20 protein-coding genes and 1 riboswitch are annotated in these 17,716 nt (G+C 36.4%); of the genes, 11 read left to right on the top strand and 9 right to left on the bottom strand.

Annotated elements, in window-relative coordinates:
- Positions 1-8 precede the first annotated feature (8 nt).
- Positions 9-785 carry a carboxypeptidase-like regulatory domain-containing protein gene (locus tag ABD682_RS07995; protein ID WP_344740610.1) on the top strand — a complete coding sequence of 259 codons (777 nt, stop codon included), beginning with the start codon at positions 9-11 and terminating at the stop codon, positions 783-785.
- A 1-nt stretch (position 786) separates the two neighbouring features.
- On the opposite strand, the gene ABD682_RS07990 is transcribed toward ABD682_RS07995, so the two are convergent.
- Positions 787-1,452, bottom strand: a complete 666-nt coding sequence (locus tag ABD682_RS07990; protein WP_344740609.1) for a TrmH family RNA methyltransferase — start codon at positions 1,450-1,452, stop codon at positions 787-789.
- A gap of 78 nt (positions 1,453-1,530) precedes the next feature.
- Between ABD682_RS07990 and ABD682_RS07985 the strand changes: the two genes are divergently transcribed.
- Positions 1,531-2,208 (top strand): SIR2 family NAD-dependent protein deacylase, encoded by a 678-nt coding sequence (locus ABD682_RS07985; protein ID WP_344740608.1) that lies wholly within the window; start codon positions 1,531-1,533, stop codon positions 2,206-2,208.
- 8 nt (positions 2,209-2,216) lie between these two features.
- Here the strand turns inward: ABD682_RS07985 and ABD682_RS07980 are convergent, their stop codons facing one another.
- Genes ABD682_RS07980 through ABD682_RS07970 form a run of 3 tightly spaced genes read right to left on the bottom strand, consistent with a single transcriptional unit; the run spans position 2,217 to position 4,970 of the window.
- Positions 2,217-3,458, bottom strand: coding sequence for a glycosyltransferase (locus tag ABD682_RS07980; RefSeq protein WP_344740607.1), 1,242 nt, complete (start codon positions 3,456-3,458; stop codon positions 2,217-2,219).
- A gap of 47 nt (positions 3,459-3,505) precedes the next feature.
- Positions 3,506-3,979, bottom strand: a complete 474-nt coding sequence (locus ABD682_RS07975; protein ID WP_344740606.1) for a heme-binding domain-containing protein — start codon at positions 3,977-3,979, stop codon at positions 3,506-3,508.
- A gap of 10 nt (positions 3,980-3,989) precedes the next feature.
- On the bottom strand, positions 3,990-4,970 hold the full coding sequence (locus ABD682_RS07970) for a DUF1028 domain-containing protein (RefSeq protein WP_344740605.1): 981 nt from the start codon (positions 4,968-4,970) through the stop codon (positions 3,990-3,992).
- A gap of 122 nt (positions 4,971-5,092) precedes the next feature.
- Here ABD682_RS07970 and purB point away from each other — a divergent pair, with 122 nt between their 5' ends.
- Complete coding sequence (gene purB, locus ABD682_RS07965) at positions 5,093-6,436, top strand: adenylosuccinate lyase (RefSeq protein WP_344740603.1); 1,344 nt, start codon at positions 5,093-5,095, stop codon at positions 6,434-6,436.
- Position 6,437: 1 nt separating this feature from the next.
- Complete coding sequence (locus ABD682_RS07960) at positions 6,438-6,623, top strand: hypothetical protein (RefSeq protein WP_344740601.1); 186 nt, start codon at positions 6,438-6,440, stop codon at positions 6,621-6,623.
- A gap of 59 nt (positions 6,624-6,682) precedes the next feature.
- Here the strand turns inward: ABD682_RS07960 and ABD682_RS07955 are convergent, their stop codons facing one another.
- The 4 genes from ABD682_RS07955 to ABD682_RS07940 form a co-directional block, all read right to left on the bottom strand.
- Positions 6,683-7,222, bottom strand: a complete 540-nt coding sequence (locus ABD682_RS07955; protein ID WP_344740599.1) for a DUF4252 domain-containing protein — start codon at positions 7,220-7,222, stop codon at positions 6,683-6,685.
- A gap of 120 nt (positions 7,223-7,342) precedes the next feature.
- Positions 7,343-7,903, bottom strand: a complete 561-nt coding sequence (locus tag ABD682_RS07950) for a DUF4252 domain-containing protein (RefSeq protein WP_344740597.1) — start codon at positions 7,901-7,903, stop codon at positions 7,343-7,345.
- Between the two features lie 51 nt (positions 7,904-7,954).
- A complete protein-coding gene (locus tag ABD682_RS07945; RefSeq protein ID WP_344740596.1) occupies positions 7,955-8,428 on the bottom strand; it encodes a hypothetical protein in 474 nt (157 codons plus the stop codon).
- Positions 8,415-8,924 carry an RNA polymerase sigma factor gene (locus ABD682_RS07940; RefSeq protein ID WP_344740595.1) on the bottom strand — a complete coding sequence of 170 codons (510 nt, stop codon included), beginning with the start codon at positions 8,922-8,924 and terminating at the stop codon, positions 8,415-8,417. Before ABD682_RS07940 ends, ABD682_RS07945 begins: the two co-directional genes overlap by 14 nt.
- Positions 8,925-9,065: 141 nt before the next feature.
- Between ABD682_RS07940 and ABD682_RS07935 the strand changes: the two genes are divergently transcribed.
- Positions 9,066-10,526: a S41 family peptidase gene (locus ABD682_RS07935; RefSeq protein ID WP_344740594.1), complete on the top strand. Its 1,461-nt coding sequence runs from the start codon at positions 9,066-9,068 to the stop codon at positions 10,524-10,526.
- A 62-nt stretch (positions 10,527-10,588) separates the two neighbouring features.
- Here ABD682_RS07935 and ABD682_RS07930 read toward each other — a convergent pair whose 3' ends face one another.
- Positions 10,589-12,457 carry a TonB-dependent receptor plug domain-containing protein gene (locus ABD682_RS07930; RefSeq protein ID WP_344740592.1) on the bottom strand — a complete coding sequence of 623 codons (1,869 nt, stop codon included), beginning with the start codon at positions 12,455-12,457 and terminating at the stop codon, positions 10,589-10,591.
- 65 nt (positions 12,458-12,522) lie between these two features.
- Positions 12,523-12,721: riboswitch (cobalamin riboswitch) on the bottom strand.
- A gap of 77 nt (positions 12,722-12,798) precedes the next feature.
- On the opposite strand from ABD682_RS07930, the gene ABD682_RS07925 reads away from it, so the two are divergent.
- From ABD682_RS07925 to ABD682_RS07900, 6 genes are all read left to right on the top strand, one after another.
- Entirely contained in the window at positions 12,799-13,284 is a 486-nt protein-coding gene (locus ABD682_RS07925; RefSeq protein ID WP_344740591.1) for a DUF6580 family putative transport protein, read from the top strand.
- A gap of 112 nt (positions 13,285-13,396) precedes the next feature.
- A complete protein-coding gene (locus ABD682_RS07920; RefSeq protein WP_344740590.1) occupies positions 13,397-14,716 on the top strand; it encodes a DNA recombination protein RmuC in 1,320 nt (439 codons plus the stop codon).
- Between the two features lie 13 nt (positions 14,717-14,729).
- Positions 14,730-15,275, top strand: coding sequence for an acyl-CoA thioesterase (locus ABD682_RS07915; protein WP_344740588.1), 546 nt, complete (start codon positions 14,730-14,732; stop codon positions 15,273-15,275).
- Positions 15,276-15,467: 192 nt separating this feature from the next.
- Positions 15,468-16,286: a DUF4382 domain-containing protein gene (locus ABD682_RS07910; RefSeq protein ID WP_344740587.1), complete on the top strand. Its 819-nt coding sequence runs from the start codon at positions 15,468-15,470 to the stop codon at positions 16,284-16,286.
- Between the two features lie 116 nt (positions 16,287-16,402).
- Positions 16,403-16,783 (top strand): OB-fold protein, encoded by a 381-nt coding sequence (locus ABD682_RS07905; protein ID WP_344740585.1) that lies wholly within the window; start codon positions 16,403-16,405, stop codon positions 16,781-16,783.
- An 84-nt stretch (positions 16,784-16,867) separates the two neighbouring features.
- Complete coding sequence (locus ABD682_RS07900; protein ID WP_344740583.1) at positions 16,868-17,716, top strand: DUF5777 family beta-barrel protein; 849 nt, start codon at positions 16,868-16,870, stop codon at positions 17,714-17,716.

The raw sequence follows: 17,716 nt of genomic DNA, 5'->3' as shown, positions 1-17,716 counted from the left end.
TTTCATCTATGAAAAAACAGCTATTACTTTTCTTATTGATCATTGGTGCTTCAGTGCTTAGTGCTCAGGAGACGACTATCGTAAAAGGAAAAGTATTAGACGCTTCAAACGATAAACCATTAGAATCGGTAAATATTGTGAATCTCAATGAAGTTGTTGGTACATCCACCAACAGCGCCGGAGAATTTGAGATCAAGGCGAAGGCTAATGACACCTTACATTTTTCATATTTAGGTTTTAAATCCATAAAAGTTCGTGTCACAAATGACTGGATCAAATTTGGAAGTGCTGATATAAAACTGACGGAATTAGCTCTGGCCTTAGAACAGGTGGTTGTAAACCAGCTTAACCTGACGGGTTATTTGGCGGTTGATATAAAACAAGTACCAGAGCCTAACGATAATTACCGCTATGCTATTTCGGGTTTACCCAGCACAGGATACGAAGCTGACAGACCCGGGACTATTTCAAAGATTGTTGGGTCTATATTTAATCCTGCAGATTTCTTACATCGGATGTTTGGTAAAAAACCTAATGAATTACGTAAGCTCCAAAAAATGAAGCAGGATGATCAGATCCGTAATTTATTAGCCTCTCGTTTCGACAGGGAAACCCTTATGGCTTTATTGAATGTGAACAAGGTTGATCTCGATGAAATTGTGAAGCAGTGTAACTATTCCAAAGAATTTGTAGAATCAGCAAACGATCTTCAAATACTGGATGCTATCAATGAATGCTACGAGGAATATAAATTATTGAGTCGTGGTAGAACCGGAAAACTATAACCTATTTTTCGGTTAGTCTTTCCTGATAGTTTTTCAGAATATCATCAAAACGCTTTAGTGATTTCTTAATCCAGTGAAAACGAAGTTCCTGTTGGTCCTCAATACTGAGTTTCCACGAAACATCAGTTCGTTTTAATTGAGAGGTCACATGTTGTAAAATAATAGCTGCGGAAACCGAAATATTTAAACTCTCAGTAAATCCAGCCATTGGAATTTTGAGATAGGCATCAGCCTGATCCAGAACAACCTCCGATAACCCCTCTGTCTCCCTTCCAAAGAAAAAACAAGATTTCTTAGTAACATCAAAATCATGTAATTCAGTATCATTGGTATGTGGTGTTGTCGCTACAATTTGATACCCTTCAGACCTTAAATGGTCTATGGAGTCCTGCACCGAATTATAACGATGAACATCAACCCATTTTTGAGCTCCCATGGCAATCTCGCGATCAATACGCTTGGTGTTTACTTCTTCAACCACATGAATATCCTGAATACCAAACACATCACAACTACGAATTACGGCACTGGTGTTATGTAATTGATAAACATCCTCGGTGGCTAAAGTAAAATGACGCGTTCGTTGGGCTAAAACCTTATCAAAACGCGCTTTTCGTCGTGGTGTAAGAAAGGTTTCTAAATACTCAAGAAGTTCCAGGTCAACCATGAATTTTACTATTAGAAATTTTAAAAGAACAAAAGTAAGGTATTTCAAAAAATACGAAATAATGGTTAATTTTAGGCTATGGAACATATTGTGGTATTAACAGGCGCCGGTATGAGTGCCGAAAGCGGACTTAAAACTTTTAGAGATGAAAATGGCTTATGGGAAGGTCATGATGTGATGCAAGTAGCCTCGCCGCAAGGATTTGCTAAAAACCCGGAACTTGTTTTAGACTTTTACAATCAACGTAGAAGACAACTTCAAGATGCAAAGCCTAATGCGGCTCATAAAGCATTGGCAGGTTTAGAAAAGGACTATAAAGTAAGTATCATTACCCAAAATATTGACGATCTGCATGAGCGTGCCGGTAGTTCTAGAGTCATTCATTTACATGGCGAGTTGTTTAAAGTTCGTAGTACTTATAATCCTTCAGATATAAAACCTTGGCGTAAAGACCTGCATTTAGGTGATACTTGTGAAAGAGGACACCAATTACGCCCTCATGTGGTATGGTTTGGTGAAGATGTTCCCATGATGGGAAAAGCCATTGATACATGCCAGAAGGCAGATATCCTAATGATCATCGGAACCTCGATGCAAGTGTATCCCGCAGCCGGACTAATTCACTATATCCCCGATGAAACTCAGGTTTATTTTATAGATCCTAAACCTAACATTACAGGCAGCTCGCGCCTCACTGTTATTGCTGAACCAGCCACAACCGGTGTTAGAAAGGCCATTTCTCTTTTTAATTTATAGGTGAAAAATTATGTCTTTTCCTTATTCTTTTCCTCGATCCATTTACTGAGATACTTAGTGCTTTGCAACTGATGATGCTGAAGCATTTGACCTATAAAATTCTGTTGACGATAAATCTCTAAATTTTCCCGGAATTCCCTTAGTTTTTCTGAAAACAGGTCGTAAAAATAGAGCTTGTTAAAGCGTTGGTTAATAACTTTAAATCCGGCCATATGCTTGTCCTCCCAAAGTGAAGTTTTAGAATAAAGTGCGATGGCTTTCTCTGCGAATTCCTCGGGAATATCCGTTACAAAACCGTTGTATTGAAAATCCCCAAATATTCCCTCTGCTGCAACGGAGCTCATAACACAAGGCGTTCCGGATTGCATAGCATCGATTACCTTTCCTTTTAAGCCGGCACCAAATGGTAAAGCTGCAAGGCAAACTCTTGCTTGCTTCATAACTTCAATAGCATCCTCGGCAAACCCTTTAATTAAAAAGCCTTCTTTGACATTGTGAAGCTGATCGACCTTTTGAGAAGCGTAGGCACCATAAATATGAAGTTCTGCTTTTGGTAACTTCTTTCTAATGAGAGGCCAAATCTCTTCTTTTAAATAAAGGACACTTTGATAATTGGGTTCATGTAAAAAATTACCAATAGTTATAAAGTTTTGACGATTTTCAAATTCCGGTGAGTCTTCAATATCGGTTTTGGAAATTGAATCCAATAAAAATGGTAAATAGTGCAATAAGCTTTTATCTACTTTAAAATATTGGTCTAGCAAATCCATCTCAACCTCAGAAATAATCAAACTAAGATCGCTTCTAAAAATGCTAGCAATTTCACGCTTGGAAATATCGTTTACCAAAAAGGAATCTTCCCAGGGCTTACCTGATTTATAAGCCAATTCACGAGCTTTACGCAAACCATGTAAGTCTTCTGTATCCAAAATGCGTAAGGCTTTTGGACAATGTTCAGCAACGCGCCAGCCAAATTGTTCTTCAGTCATAAACCTATCGAACAAAACGACTTCAGGTTGCAATGTTTCAATAAATTTATCGAAGGAGGCGTTATTTAGTTCAATCTGCTTTAGAGAAATACCAAATTGCTCCAAATTAGAAGACCTTTCTGTTCTGGAACTACTTGATGCAAAAGTGATCTGATACCCTTCACTCTTAAAAAAATAAATGAGTTGCATCATCCGGCTTCCGGCAGCAGAGCTTTTAGGCTCCGGCCAAACAAACCCGATAATGAGTAAGGTTTTATTCATGAGCTAGGCCTCGCTTATCGAAGAAAATATTTATGCGTGTTTAACTGTTATTGCGGCTGTGAACCCATATTGTATTTCACGGTCATACGCTTGGTCCAATCTGTAACGGCAGCAACCTGATCGCTGGTGAGATTAGCACGTGGATGCATCCATTGATAAGAGTCCAGTGGCATCCAGCCTTCCGTAACCGACTTGGCAATATGCTCGATTTTTTTCGCTTTTTTCTTGTTGGAATAGGTATTCCATTCTGAAAAGTTCAAATGCTCTTTAGCTTCATTAATGTGCGATGCCAGATAATAATTTACAGGTGTAATATGATTATAAGCGGGGTATTCGGTATAATCAGAATGACAATCAAAACAGGATTCACTTAAGGTTATCTTTACAGCCTCAGGCGGATTCGTTTCAGCATAAAAAGCGTTTACTTTCGATTTATCGCCGTGATTCTTTTTCGGACCAAAGAATTGAGCGATAATCACGATAGCTAAAATCGTGAATAGAATTTTTTTTGTTTTTGACATTGTAACTATTTTAAAGATTCATGACTTTTTCCAGTTCTTCCTTCGGAATAACTAAAAGTTTGTTTTTTACGATTCTTTTGGTCAATGTTTTCCAGTTTGGTTCCTGTTCGAAAATAGATTTCAGAATAGGATGTGCCATGTCATATTGTTTATTATTCAACAAATTAACGGCATACCAATAACGCATTTCCAGATTTTCAGGAAAAAGTTTTTGAGCGCTCAAGTATAATGCTTCGGCTTTTTTAGAATCGCCGGCTTCCATGGCCAGATCACCATCATTCATAAAATCGTATGCTTTTTGAAGCTTTACCAAACGTTTTAATTCCTGAACCGGATGCGGATTATCTTCAACACGCAAATCCATAACCACATCTTCCCAAGAATTTCCGGTAGCCACGGGTTTTACAATTAAAATAGCAGCTGACTGGCTTCCTCTAATATCGCCTTTCTCACCCTGTGCAGCTTCCAGAGCCGCAATAATACGATCATTAAAATCGCCTTTAGTAGTTTCAAAGGCTTTGGCCATAGCATCCCAAACCGTATTCTTTAACATCATGTTGGCCTGAGCAGAAAAATTCTTTCCCTGAACATGACCGGCCTCTTCAATGCAAGCGCTACCGGTATGAGTAGCCACCTCACCTTTAGTGTTCAAAAAAGCAACCTGACGATACATCTCTCCCGGATCATTTGCTATTAAAGCATCCAAGGCCTGTTGCGGCGATAGGCCTTGTTTCATTAATGCCAGACCTTTGGGGCCATAACTTGGATTTACCAAAGACTGCGTTGCCACCACTCCTACACCAGCCTCAGCGTATGTAACGGTTGTACCTACACTGAACCAATGTGATTGTACGGCCACACCAATATTTCCGGTAACAGTATCTCGTGCAACAATTGAAAAGGTATGTGCAAAAGGTTCGGATTTTTTATAAACTTGTGAAGATGAAAATTGAAAAAAACAAAAAACCATAAGGGCTGTTACTAATTTCATAGGGAAAAATTTTAATCTAAGATATTAATTTTAATTCAGATGACATCTAATAAAAATTCATATTTTGGAATTCGGTATTCGCTTTACAAATACCTATCTTTGCCTTTTCAAAATTTAAAAGCATGTCACTGTCTGCATTAAATGCCATTTCACCGATTGATGGAAGGTACCGCTCTAAAGTAAACGTCCTGGCCAATTATTATTCGGAAGAAGCCTTAATTAAATACAGGGTTTTGGTTGAAATTGAATATTTTATCGCTTTATGTAATATTCCACTTCCTCAGCTTCAGACAATTGATAAAAACAACTTTGATTCCTTAAGATCTATTTACAAGGATTTCAACACCAAAGATGCTGAAAAGATAAAATTGATAGAGCGTATTACCAATCATGATGTTAAGGCAGTTGAATACTTTATTAAGGAAAAGTTTGAAGCCCTTAATTTGAGTGCTTATAAAGAATTTATTCACTTCGGACTCACTTCACAGGATATAAACAATACCGCTATTCCTCTAAGTATTAAGGAGGCTGTTCAGGAAGTTTATATTCCCGAATTACAGACTTTAATTGACACGCTTAAACAATTAGCTGCGAACTGGGCTAACATATCGATGCTAGCAAGAACTCATGGGCAACCCGCTTCCCCGAGTCGATTGGGTAAAGAAATCAATGTATTTGTGGTGCGCCTTGAAGGACAACTTGAACAGTTAAAAACGATCCCAAATGCCGCTAAATTTGGTGGTGCTACCGGTAATTACAATGCGCATCATGTGGCTTATCCGGATATCGATTGGAAAGCTTTCGGAACAGCGTTCGTAGAAAAATCACTTGGGTTACACCATTCATTCCCGACTACCCAGATTGAGCATTATGATCACATGGCAGCTTTATTTGATGCCATGAAACGCATTAACACGATCCTTATCGATCTTGATCGCGATATATGGACCTATGTTTCTATGGATTACTTCAAACAAAAAATAAAAAAAGGCGAAGTAGGAAGCAGTGCCATGCCTCATAAAGTAAATCCTATCGATTTTGAAAACAGTGAAGGAAATTTAGGTATTGCCAATGCTTTATTTGAGCATTTATCAGCAAAATTGCCTATTTCTCGTTTGCAGCGCGATCTTACCGATAGTACGGTATTGCGAAATATAGGTGTTCCCTTTGGACACACCATCATAGCTTTTAAATCAACTTTAAAAGGTTTAAGTAAATTATTATTGAACGAAGCAAAATTTGCACAGGATCTTGAAAACAACTGGGCCGTTGTTGCTGAGGCGATCCAAACTATCTTGCGTCGTGAAGGCTATCCAAACCCTTATGAAGCCTTAAAAGGATTGACCCGAACCAATGAAAAAATAAATCAAAATTCTATTTCAGATTTTATAGATACGCTTGATGTTTCTGAGGATTTGAAAGCAGAATTAAAACAAATTACACCAAGTAATTACACCGGTATTTAATATGTTAAGTAATAAAATCACACTTATACTCTGTGGTATTCTTGCAGCCGGTATTTTTGTAACCGGAATACTGGGCGTACTCAATAATTTTATCGTATTAACTTGTGTTTCCATAGTTCTCATTACTATTGTGATTCAAGTTTTTTTCAACAAGAACGACACCCCAAACCAAAAAGATCAATCATAAAAAAAACGCCTGATTAAGGCGTTTCTTTTTTGCTATCAAACAGTTTTGTTCGCTTTTAGTTAATTGAAGAAATTCATAATATCTTTAATCTGACTTCCGTCCATATCTGATGTTTGCATGGCCTGCATTAATGTCATCATTTTATCAGGACTCATATCATTCCCAAGCAAACGCACAACAGCGAAACCCATCGTTTTAGAGCTTCCGAATAATACCACCTCATCGGCATCTTCATCAGAACCAATATACTTTACCACCACTTTGGTTCCTTTATCATTAAACTCCATTAATTCCTTGTATTTAGGCTGATCCAGGATGGCTTTAACGGTTTCAACTTCTGCATTATAACTATCAATATTTTTTTCATCAACCTTATACCCCAAAAAATTCAGACGACTTACCGAATTATAAGCTTCTTTTTGTTCCTCATTGAATTTCGATTGATCAACTTTAACCATTGATAATGGAATATCCTGAGATATAAAGTTTTTAGTTTCTTGTTTATCTACAAAATAAGTTTGCAAACTGGCTCCTGAACTACAGCCAACAAGAAGTAAACCGAGAAACAGAATGAATAATGAATTTTTAATTGATTTCATGATGAATTAGATTTTAAAAACAGAAGCAATTTGCTAACAAACCGTAAGATCTATTAGCAAATTGAACTGCTCGTTTTTTAGTTGATGGATTTGTTTTTTGATTGATGAATGACTTTAATTTTAGCTCTTTTTCTCTAATTTATCGCCACCAGGAATATTCATCTGGTTGGTTAATCTAGAGATTTCATTAAGATCGATATCACCGGTTAATGAAACGACTACGGTTTCAATTTTACGTTCCTTTCCGTTGATCTCAATTTTATCATCCATAACCTTGTCGATACCATTAACGAAGATCAAAAGCTCCTGAACGTGGTCGGCATCTCTGCCTTCTTTCACGTAGAATTTCACTTCAGTACCTTCATCTTTTACTTCCATAAGTTCTTCTAAGGAACCGGCACGACCTTTTACCCATTTAGAGATATCGCCTGCAATCGATTTGTTATCGGTTACGATGGTTTTAAAGCTGGTAATACTTTTTACCATATCCATGTATGCTTTTGCTTCAGGGTCATCCACATCGATTCCCATTTTAGCGATCATTTGGAACATTTTTGGTTTTATGGATACAAAAGTAACATCAGGGTTATCATTGTATTTGTCAAAAATGTCACTTTGGGCCATTCCCACTAAGGGTGTAAACATGATGGCCATAACGAATACTATTAATCTATTTTTCATTGTTCTTGTTTTTAAGTTGTTGTACGTTTTCATTTTTTTTGATTGATAAGGTTATTTTTTAAAAATAATTTGGGTGGAGTTTTCGAGCTCATTCAAATAGCCCAGGGTTGAAGTACCTTTGTTAACTTCTTCCAGATAACCTACAGTTGAAGCACCTTTGTTAAATTCTTTTGAAATCAAATTCATGGATTTCGAAAAGGCATTGAAGGCTAACTGCGGATCATCATAAGTACCCAGATCCTGGCGATTTGTTGAGGTGCCGAAATATACTCCTAATAATAGAACGACCACGGCTGCGACAGAAATCCATTGATACAAATACGTTTTCTTAGTTTTTAATGGAACGTCTTTAGTGAACTGCTCTTCTTTATTTACCAAAAAATAGTCGAACATCGGTTTGTACATTTCCAAATGTGGTGCAACGTTATCGCTTTGAAAATAGTTTTTTAATACTTGCTCTTCTTTAAGAGATGTCTCACCGTTCTCGTATTTTTCGAGTAACTTTTCTATGCTATTTAATACCATAATTATGCGTATTAGTTAATCTTTCTCTAATTGTTTTTCTCGCTCTTGATAAGTTTACGCGAACTGCCGTATTATTCATATCCAGCATTTTTGCGATCTCATCGTAATCATATTCTTCTACATCGCGTAGTTGAATAATCATGCGCTGTTGTTCGGGTAATTCTTCGATGATGCGTGCTACCCAGTTTACGCTATCTTTATACTCCAACTGTTTTTGTAACGACGTATTGTTGTCTTCATAATTACTGTGAACCAGTTTCAGGTTTTGCGCCTGTTTCGACTTCAACTTATCATAACAAAAGTTCTTGGTCATCGTCATCGAAAATGCTTCTACATTTTTATAGTCTTGCATTTTCGCTTTATTATTCCACAATTTCAAAAGTATTTCCTGCGTCGCGTCTTCGGCTTCTTCGGTTGAAATCAATAAGCGTTTTGCTAATCGAAATACTTTATCCTTAAAAGGCATTACAATATTTAAAAACTCCGTTTGAGTCATTTCTTGGTTTGGTTTGTTCAAAAAGCCTTAATAAGGCCGTTTAATATCACGACGATTATATATCTCTTTTGTTACAAAAATTTTTTATAATACAATATTGATTGTACTTTTAAGTTTTAATAGACTCCCTAATTTTACAATATGAAGACAATAAAAGCCCTAATTCTCACAGTATTTGTATCATTTTTAGCTGTTAGCTGTTTTAAAGATAATGATGATTCACTGATCGCAACCAACTCCATCAATGATTTTGTATGGAAAGGTATGAATTCCTGGTACTACTGGCAGACCGACGTTCCTAATCTGGATGACACAAAAGATGATAATGCCTCGCAATATCAAGCCTATTTAGATCAGTATAGTTCTCCTGAACAACTTTTTAATAGTTTACGCTATCAATATGGTACAGTAGACCGTTTTTCATGGTTCGTAGATAACTATATTGAACAACTACAATCCTTTCAAGGTATTTCCGAAGCTTTTGGAATTCGTTTTCAACCTGTTCAAATTAACGCGAACGGCGATGTCATTATGTACATAGAATATGTAAGTTCCGATTCTCCTGCTAAAGATGCCGGTATTTTGCGTGGTGATATCATTAGTGGTATTGATGGCACATCACTTAATACTTCTAATTTCAGTACCATTATCAATAACCTTGATAATAGCACGGTAACTTTTTCATTTGTTACTGTCAGTAATGGTACGCTTACTGCCGCAGGAGATAAAACCTTAACAAAGCGACTTATATTTGACAATCCGGTAGTTTTAGCTAAAGTTTTTGATAATATTGAAGGAAAAAAAGTAGGCTATTTGGTGTATAATGGTTTTAGAAGCGCCTACCATTCCGAATTGAATGCTGCCTTTGCAACATTTAAAAGTGCGGGAATTGATGAATTGGTTCTGGATCTCAGATTAAATGGTGGTGGCTCTGTTGAAACGTGTTCCTATCTCGCCAGTATGATCGATGCTAATGCAGCAGAAGGTGTTTTTGCCCAACTTAATTTTAATGCAAAACACAGTAATGAAGATGGTGCTTATAACTTCACCAATACCTTAAATGTTTACGACGCCGATTATAACAAAACCGGGACAGAAACGATAAATCGTTTAACTACACTGAATCAACTTTATGTTTTGACCTCCGGTGGTACGGCCTCTGCCAGTGAAATGATCATCAATGGCCTTAAAGCTTATATGCCTGTTAAACTTATTGGTACTACAACCTACGGTAAAAATGTGGGATCTATAACCCTTTATGATTCTCCCGGTTCTGACTATACCGATATCAATTCAGCTAATGCTGGCCATTTGAATGCCATGCAACCCATCGTTTTTAAAATTTTTAACAAGGATATGCAAAGTGATTATACCTTAGGTTTTACTCCGGATATTGAGGTTAAAGAATATGAATACTGGGATAATATTCTCCCTTTTGGTGACATGAACGAGATCATGTTAAAAACAGCTTTAGACGATATTCGAGGATATATTACCAAAGTAGCTCCAACCAAAATGGCATCCGAAGCACAATCTATTGAACTAGCTCCAAAGAAGTTTGAGAATGAAATGTATATAACACCATCATTCCTAAAACAATAATCGATTAAAAAAACAAATAAAAAAGGCGCTTAAAGAAGCGCCTTTTTTGTTTTCAATTGGTGCTATAGATTGATATTCAATCCTAAATTGATATTTCTTCCTCTACTGGTAAAACCTAATATTTCCGCATAATCTTCATTCAAGATATTAGTCACAGAAATAAAGGCTTTTAATTTCTGATTCAGGAATCTATGGCTGAAATACATATCAAACAATGAGAAAGGTTTCAGATTGACATTTTGATAACTTGAAAAATCAAGATCCTGACGTTTTCCTACATACTGATAATTCACAGATGCAAACGTATTTTTTGAAAAATCATAGCCTACACCAGCATTAATCTTTTGTTTAGGTACCCTAAGGCGAGCCGCATCTTTTACTTCCGTAAATGCATAATTCCCATTAAAACTGAAATTTTCTAAACCTTCGTAAGACACTTCGATTTCCACGCCTTGAACCGTAGCTTCAGAGCCCGCATTTTCATATTGGTTCGTATAAATAATAGTGTTTTTTTCATTTCTATTGAAAAACAATCCGCTCACCTTAAATCCCTTATTAGAATTATAAGCTAAACCGGTCTCAATGGTAGTATTTTCCTCAGGCTGCAAATCCGGATTTGGTCCGAAATATCCGTAAAGCTGAGATAAATTCGGCGCTATAAAACTAGTAGCATACGACCCAAATATCTTTGCATACCCATTATTAACCGATAATTTATACGACGGATTTATACTGTAAACCAAATGACTCCCATAAGCACTATGATTATTTAATCTAGTCCCGGCATTAAGGTTTAATCCGAAATCAGAAACATACACCACATTAACATACGGATCGGTGGTGGTGTAACTTTCCTCCTGATTGTATTCGGCGCGATAATCACCATGATCTACACCTATGATCGTGTAAAACTTTTCATCAAAAACATATTTATTGAATAGATCAACCTGCAAACTTTGAGCATCATTTATGGTTGGAAACGCCGAAATGGTCTCACGATGTATCCTTGTAAAAGCAGCATTCACCTGTAGTGATCCATTTTTGTAGTCAAATTTAGGCGCTAAAGCTACTCTGCCTTGCTCTGAGTTATATTTATCATTGGTATCGGCCAGTGTATAATTTGGTGGTGGATAACCGTCAAAATTCGTTTTAAATTTACCATAACTCCCGAAAGCGGTTAATGAAAACGCTTCAGAAAAAACATAGCCTAGTTTTAAATTGGTGTTAAACCTGGAAAAGGGATCTTTTTCAGCATTTAGGCCTTTCGCCGCAGATAAACCATCTTCATAGCGATTACCAAAACTGGCGAGATAACTAAACTTATCCAGAGTTCCACTAACGGCTGCGTTATTCTTAAAACTATGTATATCGTTGTTTTGTTGATCTTGAGATTGGTTGGTACCAATGACAGTTAAAAAATGACCTGAAACCGGTTCTGAATCTGCTTTTTTAGTGGTAATGTTAATTACAGCTGTGGCCGCTGCATTTCCATACAGGGTACTTGCAGCACCTTTAATAATTTCAATAGATTCGATAGTATTCAAGTCCAGTAATCGCAAGTCAAAATCATTACTTACAAGCGAAGGATCATTCACCTGAATGCCATCAATAAGGATCAAAACCTGGCGGTTATTACCACCACGAACAAAATATCCCAGGTTTTGCCCGGCCACACTGCGGCTACCATTAATTTCAATACCGCCCTTAGTATTGATAAGTTCTGAAATCGTTCTGCCTTGATTTCTTTGAATGTCTTCAGAGGTAATCTTAATTACCGTTTTTCCGGAATTTTCACGTTTTAATTCAAAGCGTGAATCGGTGATCACAACTTCATCAAGTTGTTGTACTTTGGTAGAATCAGTTTGTTGCGCAAAACCACTAAGGCTCAGCCCCAACAAAATAACACCCAAAGTTGGTGTTTTTTTGGTCATTTTAATTTTAATTGCTCGAGAATCGCATGGATTAGCATACGCAAACTTTTATCCCGAAAGTTTAACTTATTTGTTTGAATAAGGCAGGTCTCCTGACTTGCGTCTTCATGTTGGTCTTCCCATCACGCCTTGGCGTGACAGTGACATCGAAGTTGAACATGAAGCTTTGTAGCTTACAGTTGCGGGAACAGTTCCGGAATTTCACCGGATTCCCTTTTAATTTTTCCGCGTTAAGCGGAAAAAACCAAAATTCGACGTAAAATTAAAAATCTATTTTTATATTTTATTGTTAAATCAAATAATATTACTTTTGATGTATCAAAAAAATAACCGATAAGGCTATGCTTAATAAAAAACAAATCGTTTTACTTTTATTCATATTAGTTGCAGCAGTAATCAGACTTTTTCCGCATTTACCTAATGTAACGCCCATTACCGCAATGGCATTATTTTCCGGTGTGTATTTCAATAATAAAAAGTTAGCATTGCTTGTACCTTTATTGGCTATGGCAGTTTCAGACCTGTTTTTAGGCTTTCACACCATTTCAATTTTTGTGTATGCCGCCTTCATTTTGGTTGGTATTATTGGAATGACCTCCAAAAAAATGAGTGTAACCAGTGTTTTACTTTCCAGTATTAGTTTTTTCATTATTACTAATTTTGGAGTTTGGTTGATTGGTTATCCCAAAACAATTGATGGTTTAATTGAGTGTTATACTTTGGCTATACCTTTCTTTAGAAACTCGTTAATTGGTGATGTATTCTACGCTGCCTTAATGTATTTCAGTTTCGAATTCGTATCGAAAAAGTACTTGCAAACGGCTTAATTAAAGAACTTTCCACATCTTTTCTAAGATTATTTTTGTTGAAAATTAGCCTGTAATTTTCGGAACCTCCTTCATTTAAAAATTTTATCTTTGGATAAACTTCAAATTTTAAATGAACGAAAGTATAATCCTCATTCTAGCCATACTTATTTCCGGAGGCATCGGTGCCTTTGTAGGTTTCACCATAAGTAATTTAAAAAGCAAAAGCAATCTGAGTGCCTTACAGGAACGTCTGACCCAGCTGAATAACAGCTACGAAGAATTAAAGAACACTCTGGATAAACTTTCACTGGAGCGCGATGCGATCCGTCAGGAAAAAGAAGCTTTAAGTGCGGAATTAGTTCGTAAAAATGCCGATTTCGAGCATCTGGAACAGAAAAACGAAGAGCAAAAAGCCGAGGTTGAAAAGCTTCAGGAAAAATTTACCAAGGAATTCGAAAATTTAGCTAATAAAATTCTAGATGAAAAGTCAACGAAATTCACAACCCAAAACAAAGAAAATCTCGATGCTATTTTAAAACCCCTTCAGGAAAAGATCCAGCATTTTGAAAAACGCGTGGAAGAAACCAACAAAGAGGATATTAACCGTAGCGCCGATCTACGCCGTCAAATTTTGGGCTTGAAAGAACTCAATGAACAAATGAGCAAGGAAACCCTGAATTTAACCAAAGCATTAAAAGGCGATACTAAAATGCAGGGGAACTGGGGCGAATTGGTTTTGGAACGTGTGCTTGAGCGTAGTGGATTGCGCAAAGACAGTGAATATTTTATTCAGCAAAGTTTTACTACTGAAGAAGGTAAACGGGTTATGCCCGATGTGATCATTCATTTACCGGGCGATAAAAAACTCATTGTGGATTCCAAAGTTTCGCTTGTAGCTTATGAACGATACATAAATGAAGTTGAGGAAGTGGATAAACCATCGCATTTAAAAAATCATGTGCTTTCTGTAAAAAAACGAGTGAGCGAATTAGCCGAAAAAAATTATCACCAACTCTATGAAATGGAGAGTCCGGATTTTGTATTGCTCTTTATTCCGATTGAATCAGCCTTTGCCATTGCGTCCATGGAATATCCTAATTTATATGCGGATGCTTTCGATAAAAATATCATTATTGTAACGCCTACAACATTATTGGCGGTCTTAAAAACGATTGACAGTATGTGGCAAAATGAAAAACAAAAAGAAAATGCTATTGAGATTGCCACCCAGGCCGGACGCTTATACGATTCCTTTGTAAATCTTACTGATGAATTGATCAAGGTGGGCAATCAAATAGGCACAGTAAAAAAATCTTATGACAGTGCCATGATCAAACTCACCGGAAAAGGAAATCTTATTAAACGCGTTGAAAAGTTAAAAACATTAGGTGCTAAAGCCAGTAAGCAACAAAATGAAAAGCTTTTAAAGCGCGCGGAAGACAACGAATAAACCCGCCAAAATAATGTTTAAACACAGTTCAGAATCACAGATAACCATAACGCAGCTCATGCTACCCTCCCACTCTAATTTTAGTGGAAAAATACACGGGGGATTTGTTCTTAATCTCATGGATCAGATCGCCTTTGCCTGTGCTTCAAAACACTCTCAGCATTACTGTGTAACGGCTTCGGTAAATCGTGTAGATTTCTTAAATCCTATAGACGTAGGCGAATTGGTTACTTTAAAAGCCTCCGTTAACTTCACTGGGCGAACCTCCATGGTTATTGGCGTTCGTGTAGAATCAGAAAATATTCAGACCGGGAAGAAAAAACATTGTAATTCATCATATTTCACTATGGTGGCAAAAAATGATGCCGGTAAAAATGTTCCAGTGCCCGGATTGATCTTAAAAACAAAACAAGATGTACGACGCTATACGCGAAGTATTGCCCGGCAGGAACATGCTAAAAATCGTAGTGATGCCTTCGATGCCTCAGAATTTAAAGTAACTGAGCACCTCAAATCGTTAGAAAAACACAATGTAAGTTTAGAGCTTAATGATTATTAAAATAGTAAAAAAAGTATAAAAAATTGTTTTTCAGTATCCTGTAAAATGTCTTTTTTTGATTCAGAATTAAACATGAAAAAAAATAAAATTTTCCGGTTTTTAAGGTGGGAATTTCATCTTTTAAACTGTTTTATAATAAAACAGTGAAAAACACTGTTATTAGAATTAAACCACTTAAAAATCCCAAAAAAAATGAACCTTAAAAAATTAAGAACCTACGGTCTTTTTTGCTTAACCCTAATAGTTTTCGCCTTTGCGCAAAGTTGTAGTAACAACAATGATACGGCTTCTCGATTACAGCTTAAAATGGTAGATGCGCCGGGAGATTATCAGGAGGTCAATGTTGAAATCACAGATATTCAATACAATACTACTGATAGTGAAGCTGGCTGGAAAAGTTTTACTCCCGCAAGTGGTTATCCAATCAACGTAGATCTCACTCAGCTTGTTGCAGGAAATAGCTTAATACTTGCCGACCAAATTATTCCTGCAGGAATGATGCATCAAATTCGTTTGGTTTTAGGAGACAACAATACCCTTAAATTAGAAGGTATTGACGAATTGATTCCTTTAGATACACCAAGCGCCTTACAGTCCGGATTAAAATTAAACTTAAATACAAAACTGGAAGGTGGCTTTACGTATACCTTTATTCTGGACTGGGTAGTAAGCGAATCTGTAGTAGAGGCGGGAACTACTGGTATGTATAATCTTAAACCCGTAATTAAAGTAAATGCTGAAGTGAACTCCGGTTCTATTAGCGGTCTAATATTGGATGATGCTCAAAATGCTCTAGATAATGTAACCGTAAACCTTTATGATTCAAATAACGAAAAGGTTACAGATACTATGACGGGCGCTCAGGGTAATTTCTTGTTTCAAGGTATTTCTGAAGGAAGTTACACTATAAAAGTAAACGAAAATGGTTATGATGAGTTTACTATCGAAGTTGAGGTTTCAGTTGGTGAAGTGACTGATGCAGGAACGCTTAGTTTGACACCTACGCCTTAATTTAAATAAAAAAAGATAAGAGATATGGGCTTTGAAAGGAAATAGTAATGTTTAATTGATTCCTTTGAGCCCATATTTTTGTTTTGAATATTATATATCTATTAATTCCTTTTCAAATGAAAAAAAGCATTGCTATTCTAATTATTTTAATAATTCTGGGATTTATAGGCTATAAATATGTCTATCACGACCATAGAAATATTAAAGAAGAATCAGCTGTTTTTATAGTGAGCTCAAAGGAACTAATAGGTGAATTTTCTTCGGACCCCTCAAAAGCTGAAAAAAAATACCTGAACAAAACCATCCAGGTTTCCGGGCCAGTGAGTTCGATTAATGATGTAAGTATTACCTTGAGTGGCGCTGTCTTCTGCCAGTTTACTAACGGTCTAAATTTCAGTCCAAAAGAAAACCAATCCTTAAAAATCAAAGGTCGTTTAATAGGTTATGACGATTTGTTAGAAGAAATAAAACTCGATCAATGTAGTGTAATTAACTAATATACAAATACTTAATTGTGTTAAAATAGCTAAACCCCTTACAGCAAAATCAATATTTTATTATTTTTAAACAAATTAATCTCTATGAAACACCTATTAATAATTGCGTTTTGCATGCCTCACTTGCTATTTTCACAGGATGATTTATTAAATGAAATTGATACTAATGCCGCTGGTAATCAATATGTAACTTCAGCCTTTAAAGGATTAAAAATTGTCAATTTTGAGTCTACCAAACTGGTAGCTCAAGGGGATTTCACCTTTATTGTGTCTCACCGTTTTGGAAGCATTAAAAATGGTTTCGATAACTTTTTTGGTTTGGATGATGCCGTTACTCGATTAAATTTTGTTTTTGGAGTCTCAGATGGCCTCAATTTTGGTGTTTCGCGAAGTTCTTATCAAAAAATTTACGAATTTTCAACCAAATATCGACTCTTACGCCAAATAGAAAATGGATTTCCGGTTACTATTGTTGGTTTTAATGAAGTCCTTATAAACACGGGATTGAGTAAAGATAATTTACCGGGATTAGAGTTTGAAAACAGGTTAACCTACACCTGGCAATTTTTGATATCCCGAAAGATAAATGAAAATTTTACTGTAGAGTTGGCACCAACCTTTTATCATGAAAATTATGTAGCCTTAGATGATCAGGAAAACTCTCAATACGCCTTAGGTATTGGGGCACGCTATAAGTTGGGTAAACGTTGGTCTATTAATGCTGATTATGGTTGGCACCTCAACAGAGCTGCCTCTTCACCTTATAAGAATCCCCTATCTATAGGTGTTGATCTGGAAACAGGTGGTCATGTATTTCAAATGCATTTTACTACAGCTCAGGGAATGAATACGAATGCCTTTTTAGGACAAGCTACCGGTGACTGGACCGATGGTGATATATTTTTTGGATTTAACTTAAGTCGAACCTTTTAA

Origin of the sequence: Gaetbulibacter aestuarii, assembly GCF_039537665.1 — a bacterium.
In the GTDB taxonomy this organism is placed as follows: domain Bacteria; phylum Bacteroidota; class Bacteroidia; order Flavobacteriales; family Flavobacteriaceae; genus Gaetbulibacter_A; species Gaetbulibacter_A aestuarii.
The sequence above is the reverse complement of the archived record's forward strand: the minus strand, read 5'-3'. Positions and strand labels throughout refer to the sequence as shown.

Excerpts from the sequence above, each read along its gene's own strand:
- ABD682_RS07995 (WP_344740610.1), top strand. The coding sequence starts at position 9 with ATGAAAAAACAGCTATTACTTTTCTTATTGATCATTGGTGCTTCAGTG.
- ABD682_RS07990 (WP_344740609.1), bottom strand. The coding sequence starts at position 1,452 with ATGGTTGACCTGGAACTTCTTGAGTATTTAGAAACCTTTCTTACACCA.
- ABD682_RS07985 (WP_344740608.1), top strand. The coding sequence starts at position 1,531 with ATGGAACATATTGTGGTATTAACAGGCGCCGGTATGAGTGCCGAAAGC.
- ABD682_RS07980 (WP_344740607.1), bottom strand. The coding sequence starts at position 3,458 with ATGAATAAAACCTTACTCATTATCGGGTTTGTTTGGCCGGAGCCTAAA.
- ABD682_RS07975 (WP_344740606.1), bottom strand. The coding sequence starts at position 3,979 with ATGTCAAAAACAAAAAAAATTCTATTCACGATTTTAGCTATCGTGATT.
- ABD682_RS07970 (WP_344740605.1), bottom strand. The coding sequence starts at position 4,970 with ATGAAATTAGTAACAGCCCTTATGGTTTTTTGTTTTTTTCAATTTTCA.
- purB (WP_344740603.1), top strand. The coding sequence starts at position 5,093 with ATGTCACTGTCTGCATTAAATGCCATTTCACCGATTGATGGAAGGTAC.
- ABD682_RS07960 (WP_344740601.1), top strand. The coding sequence starts at position 6,438 with ATGTTAAGTAATAAAATCACACTTATACTCTGTGGTATTCTTGCAGCC.
- ABD682_RS07955 (WP_344740599.1), bottom strand. The coding sequence starts at position 7,222 with ATGAAATCAATTAAAAATTCATTATTCATTCTGTTTCTCGGTTTACTT.
- ABD682_RS07950 (WP_344740597.1), bottom strand. The coding sequence starts at position 7,903 with ATGAAAAATAGATTAATAGTATTCGTTATGGCCATCATGTTTACACCC.
- ABD682_RS07945 (WP_344740596.1), bottom strand. The coding sequence starts at position 8,428 with ATGGTATTAAATAGCATAGAAAAGTTACTCGAAAAATACGAGAACGGT.
- ABD682_RS07940 (WP_344740595.1), bottom strand. The coding sequence starts at position 8,924 with ATGACTCAAACGGAGTTTTTAAATATTGTAATGCCTTTTAAGGATAAA.
- ABD682_RS07935 (WP_344740594.1), top strand. The coding sequence starts at position 9,066 with ATGAAGACAATAAAAGCCCTAATTCTCACAGTATTTGTATCATTTTTA.
- ABD682_RS07930 (WP_344740592.1), bottom strand. The coding sequence starts at position 12,457 with ATGACCAAAAAAACACCAACTTTGGGTGTTATTTTGTTGGGGCTGAGC.
- ABD682_RS07925 (WP_344740591.1), top strand. The coding sequence starts at position 12,799 with ATGCTTAATAAAAAACAAATCGTTTTACTTTTATTCATATTAGTTGCA.
- ABD682_RS07920 (WP_344740590.1), top strand. The coding sequence starts at position 13,397 with ATGAACGAAAGTATAATCCTCATTCTAGCCATACTTATTTCCGGAGGC.
- ABD682_RS07915 (WP_344740588.1), top strand. The coding sequence starts at position 14,730 with ATGTTTAAACACAGTTCAGAATCACAGATAACCATAACGCAGCTCATG.
- ABD682_RS07910 (WP_344740587.1), top strand. The coding sequence starts at position 15,468 with ATGAACCTTAAAAAATTAAGAACCTACGGTCTTTTTTGCTTAACCCTA.
- ABD682_RS07905 (WP_344740585.1), top strand. The coding sequence starts at position 16,403 with ATGAAAAAAAGCATTGCTATTCTAATTATTTTAATAATTCTGGGATTT.
- ABD682_RS07900 (WP_344740583.1), top strand. The coding sequence starts at position 16,868 with ATGAAACACCTATTAATAATTGCGTTTTGCATGCCTCACTTGCTATTT.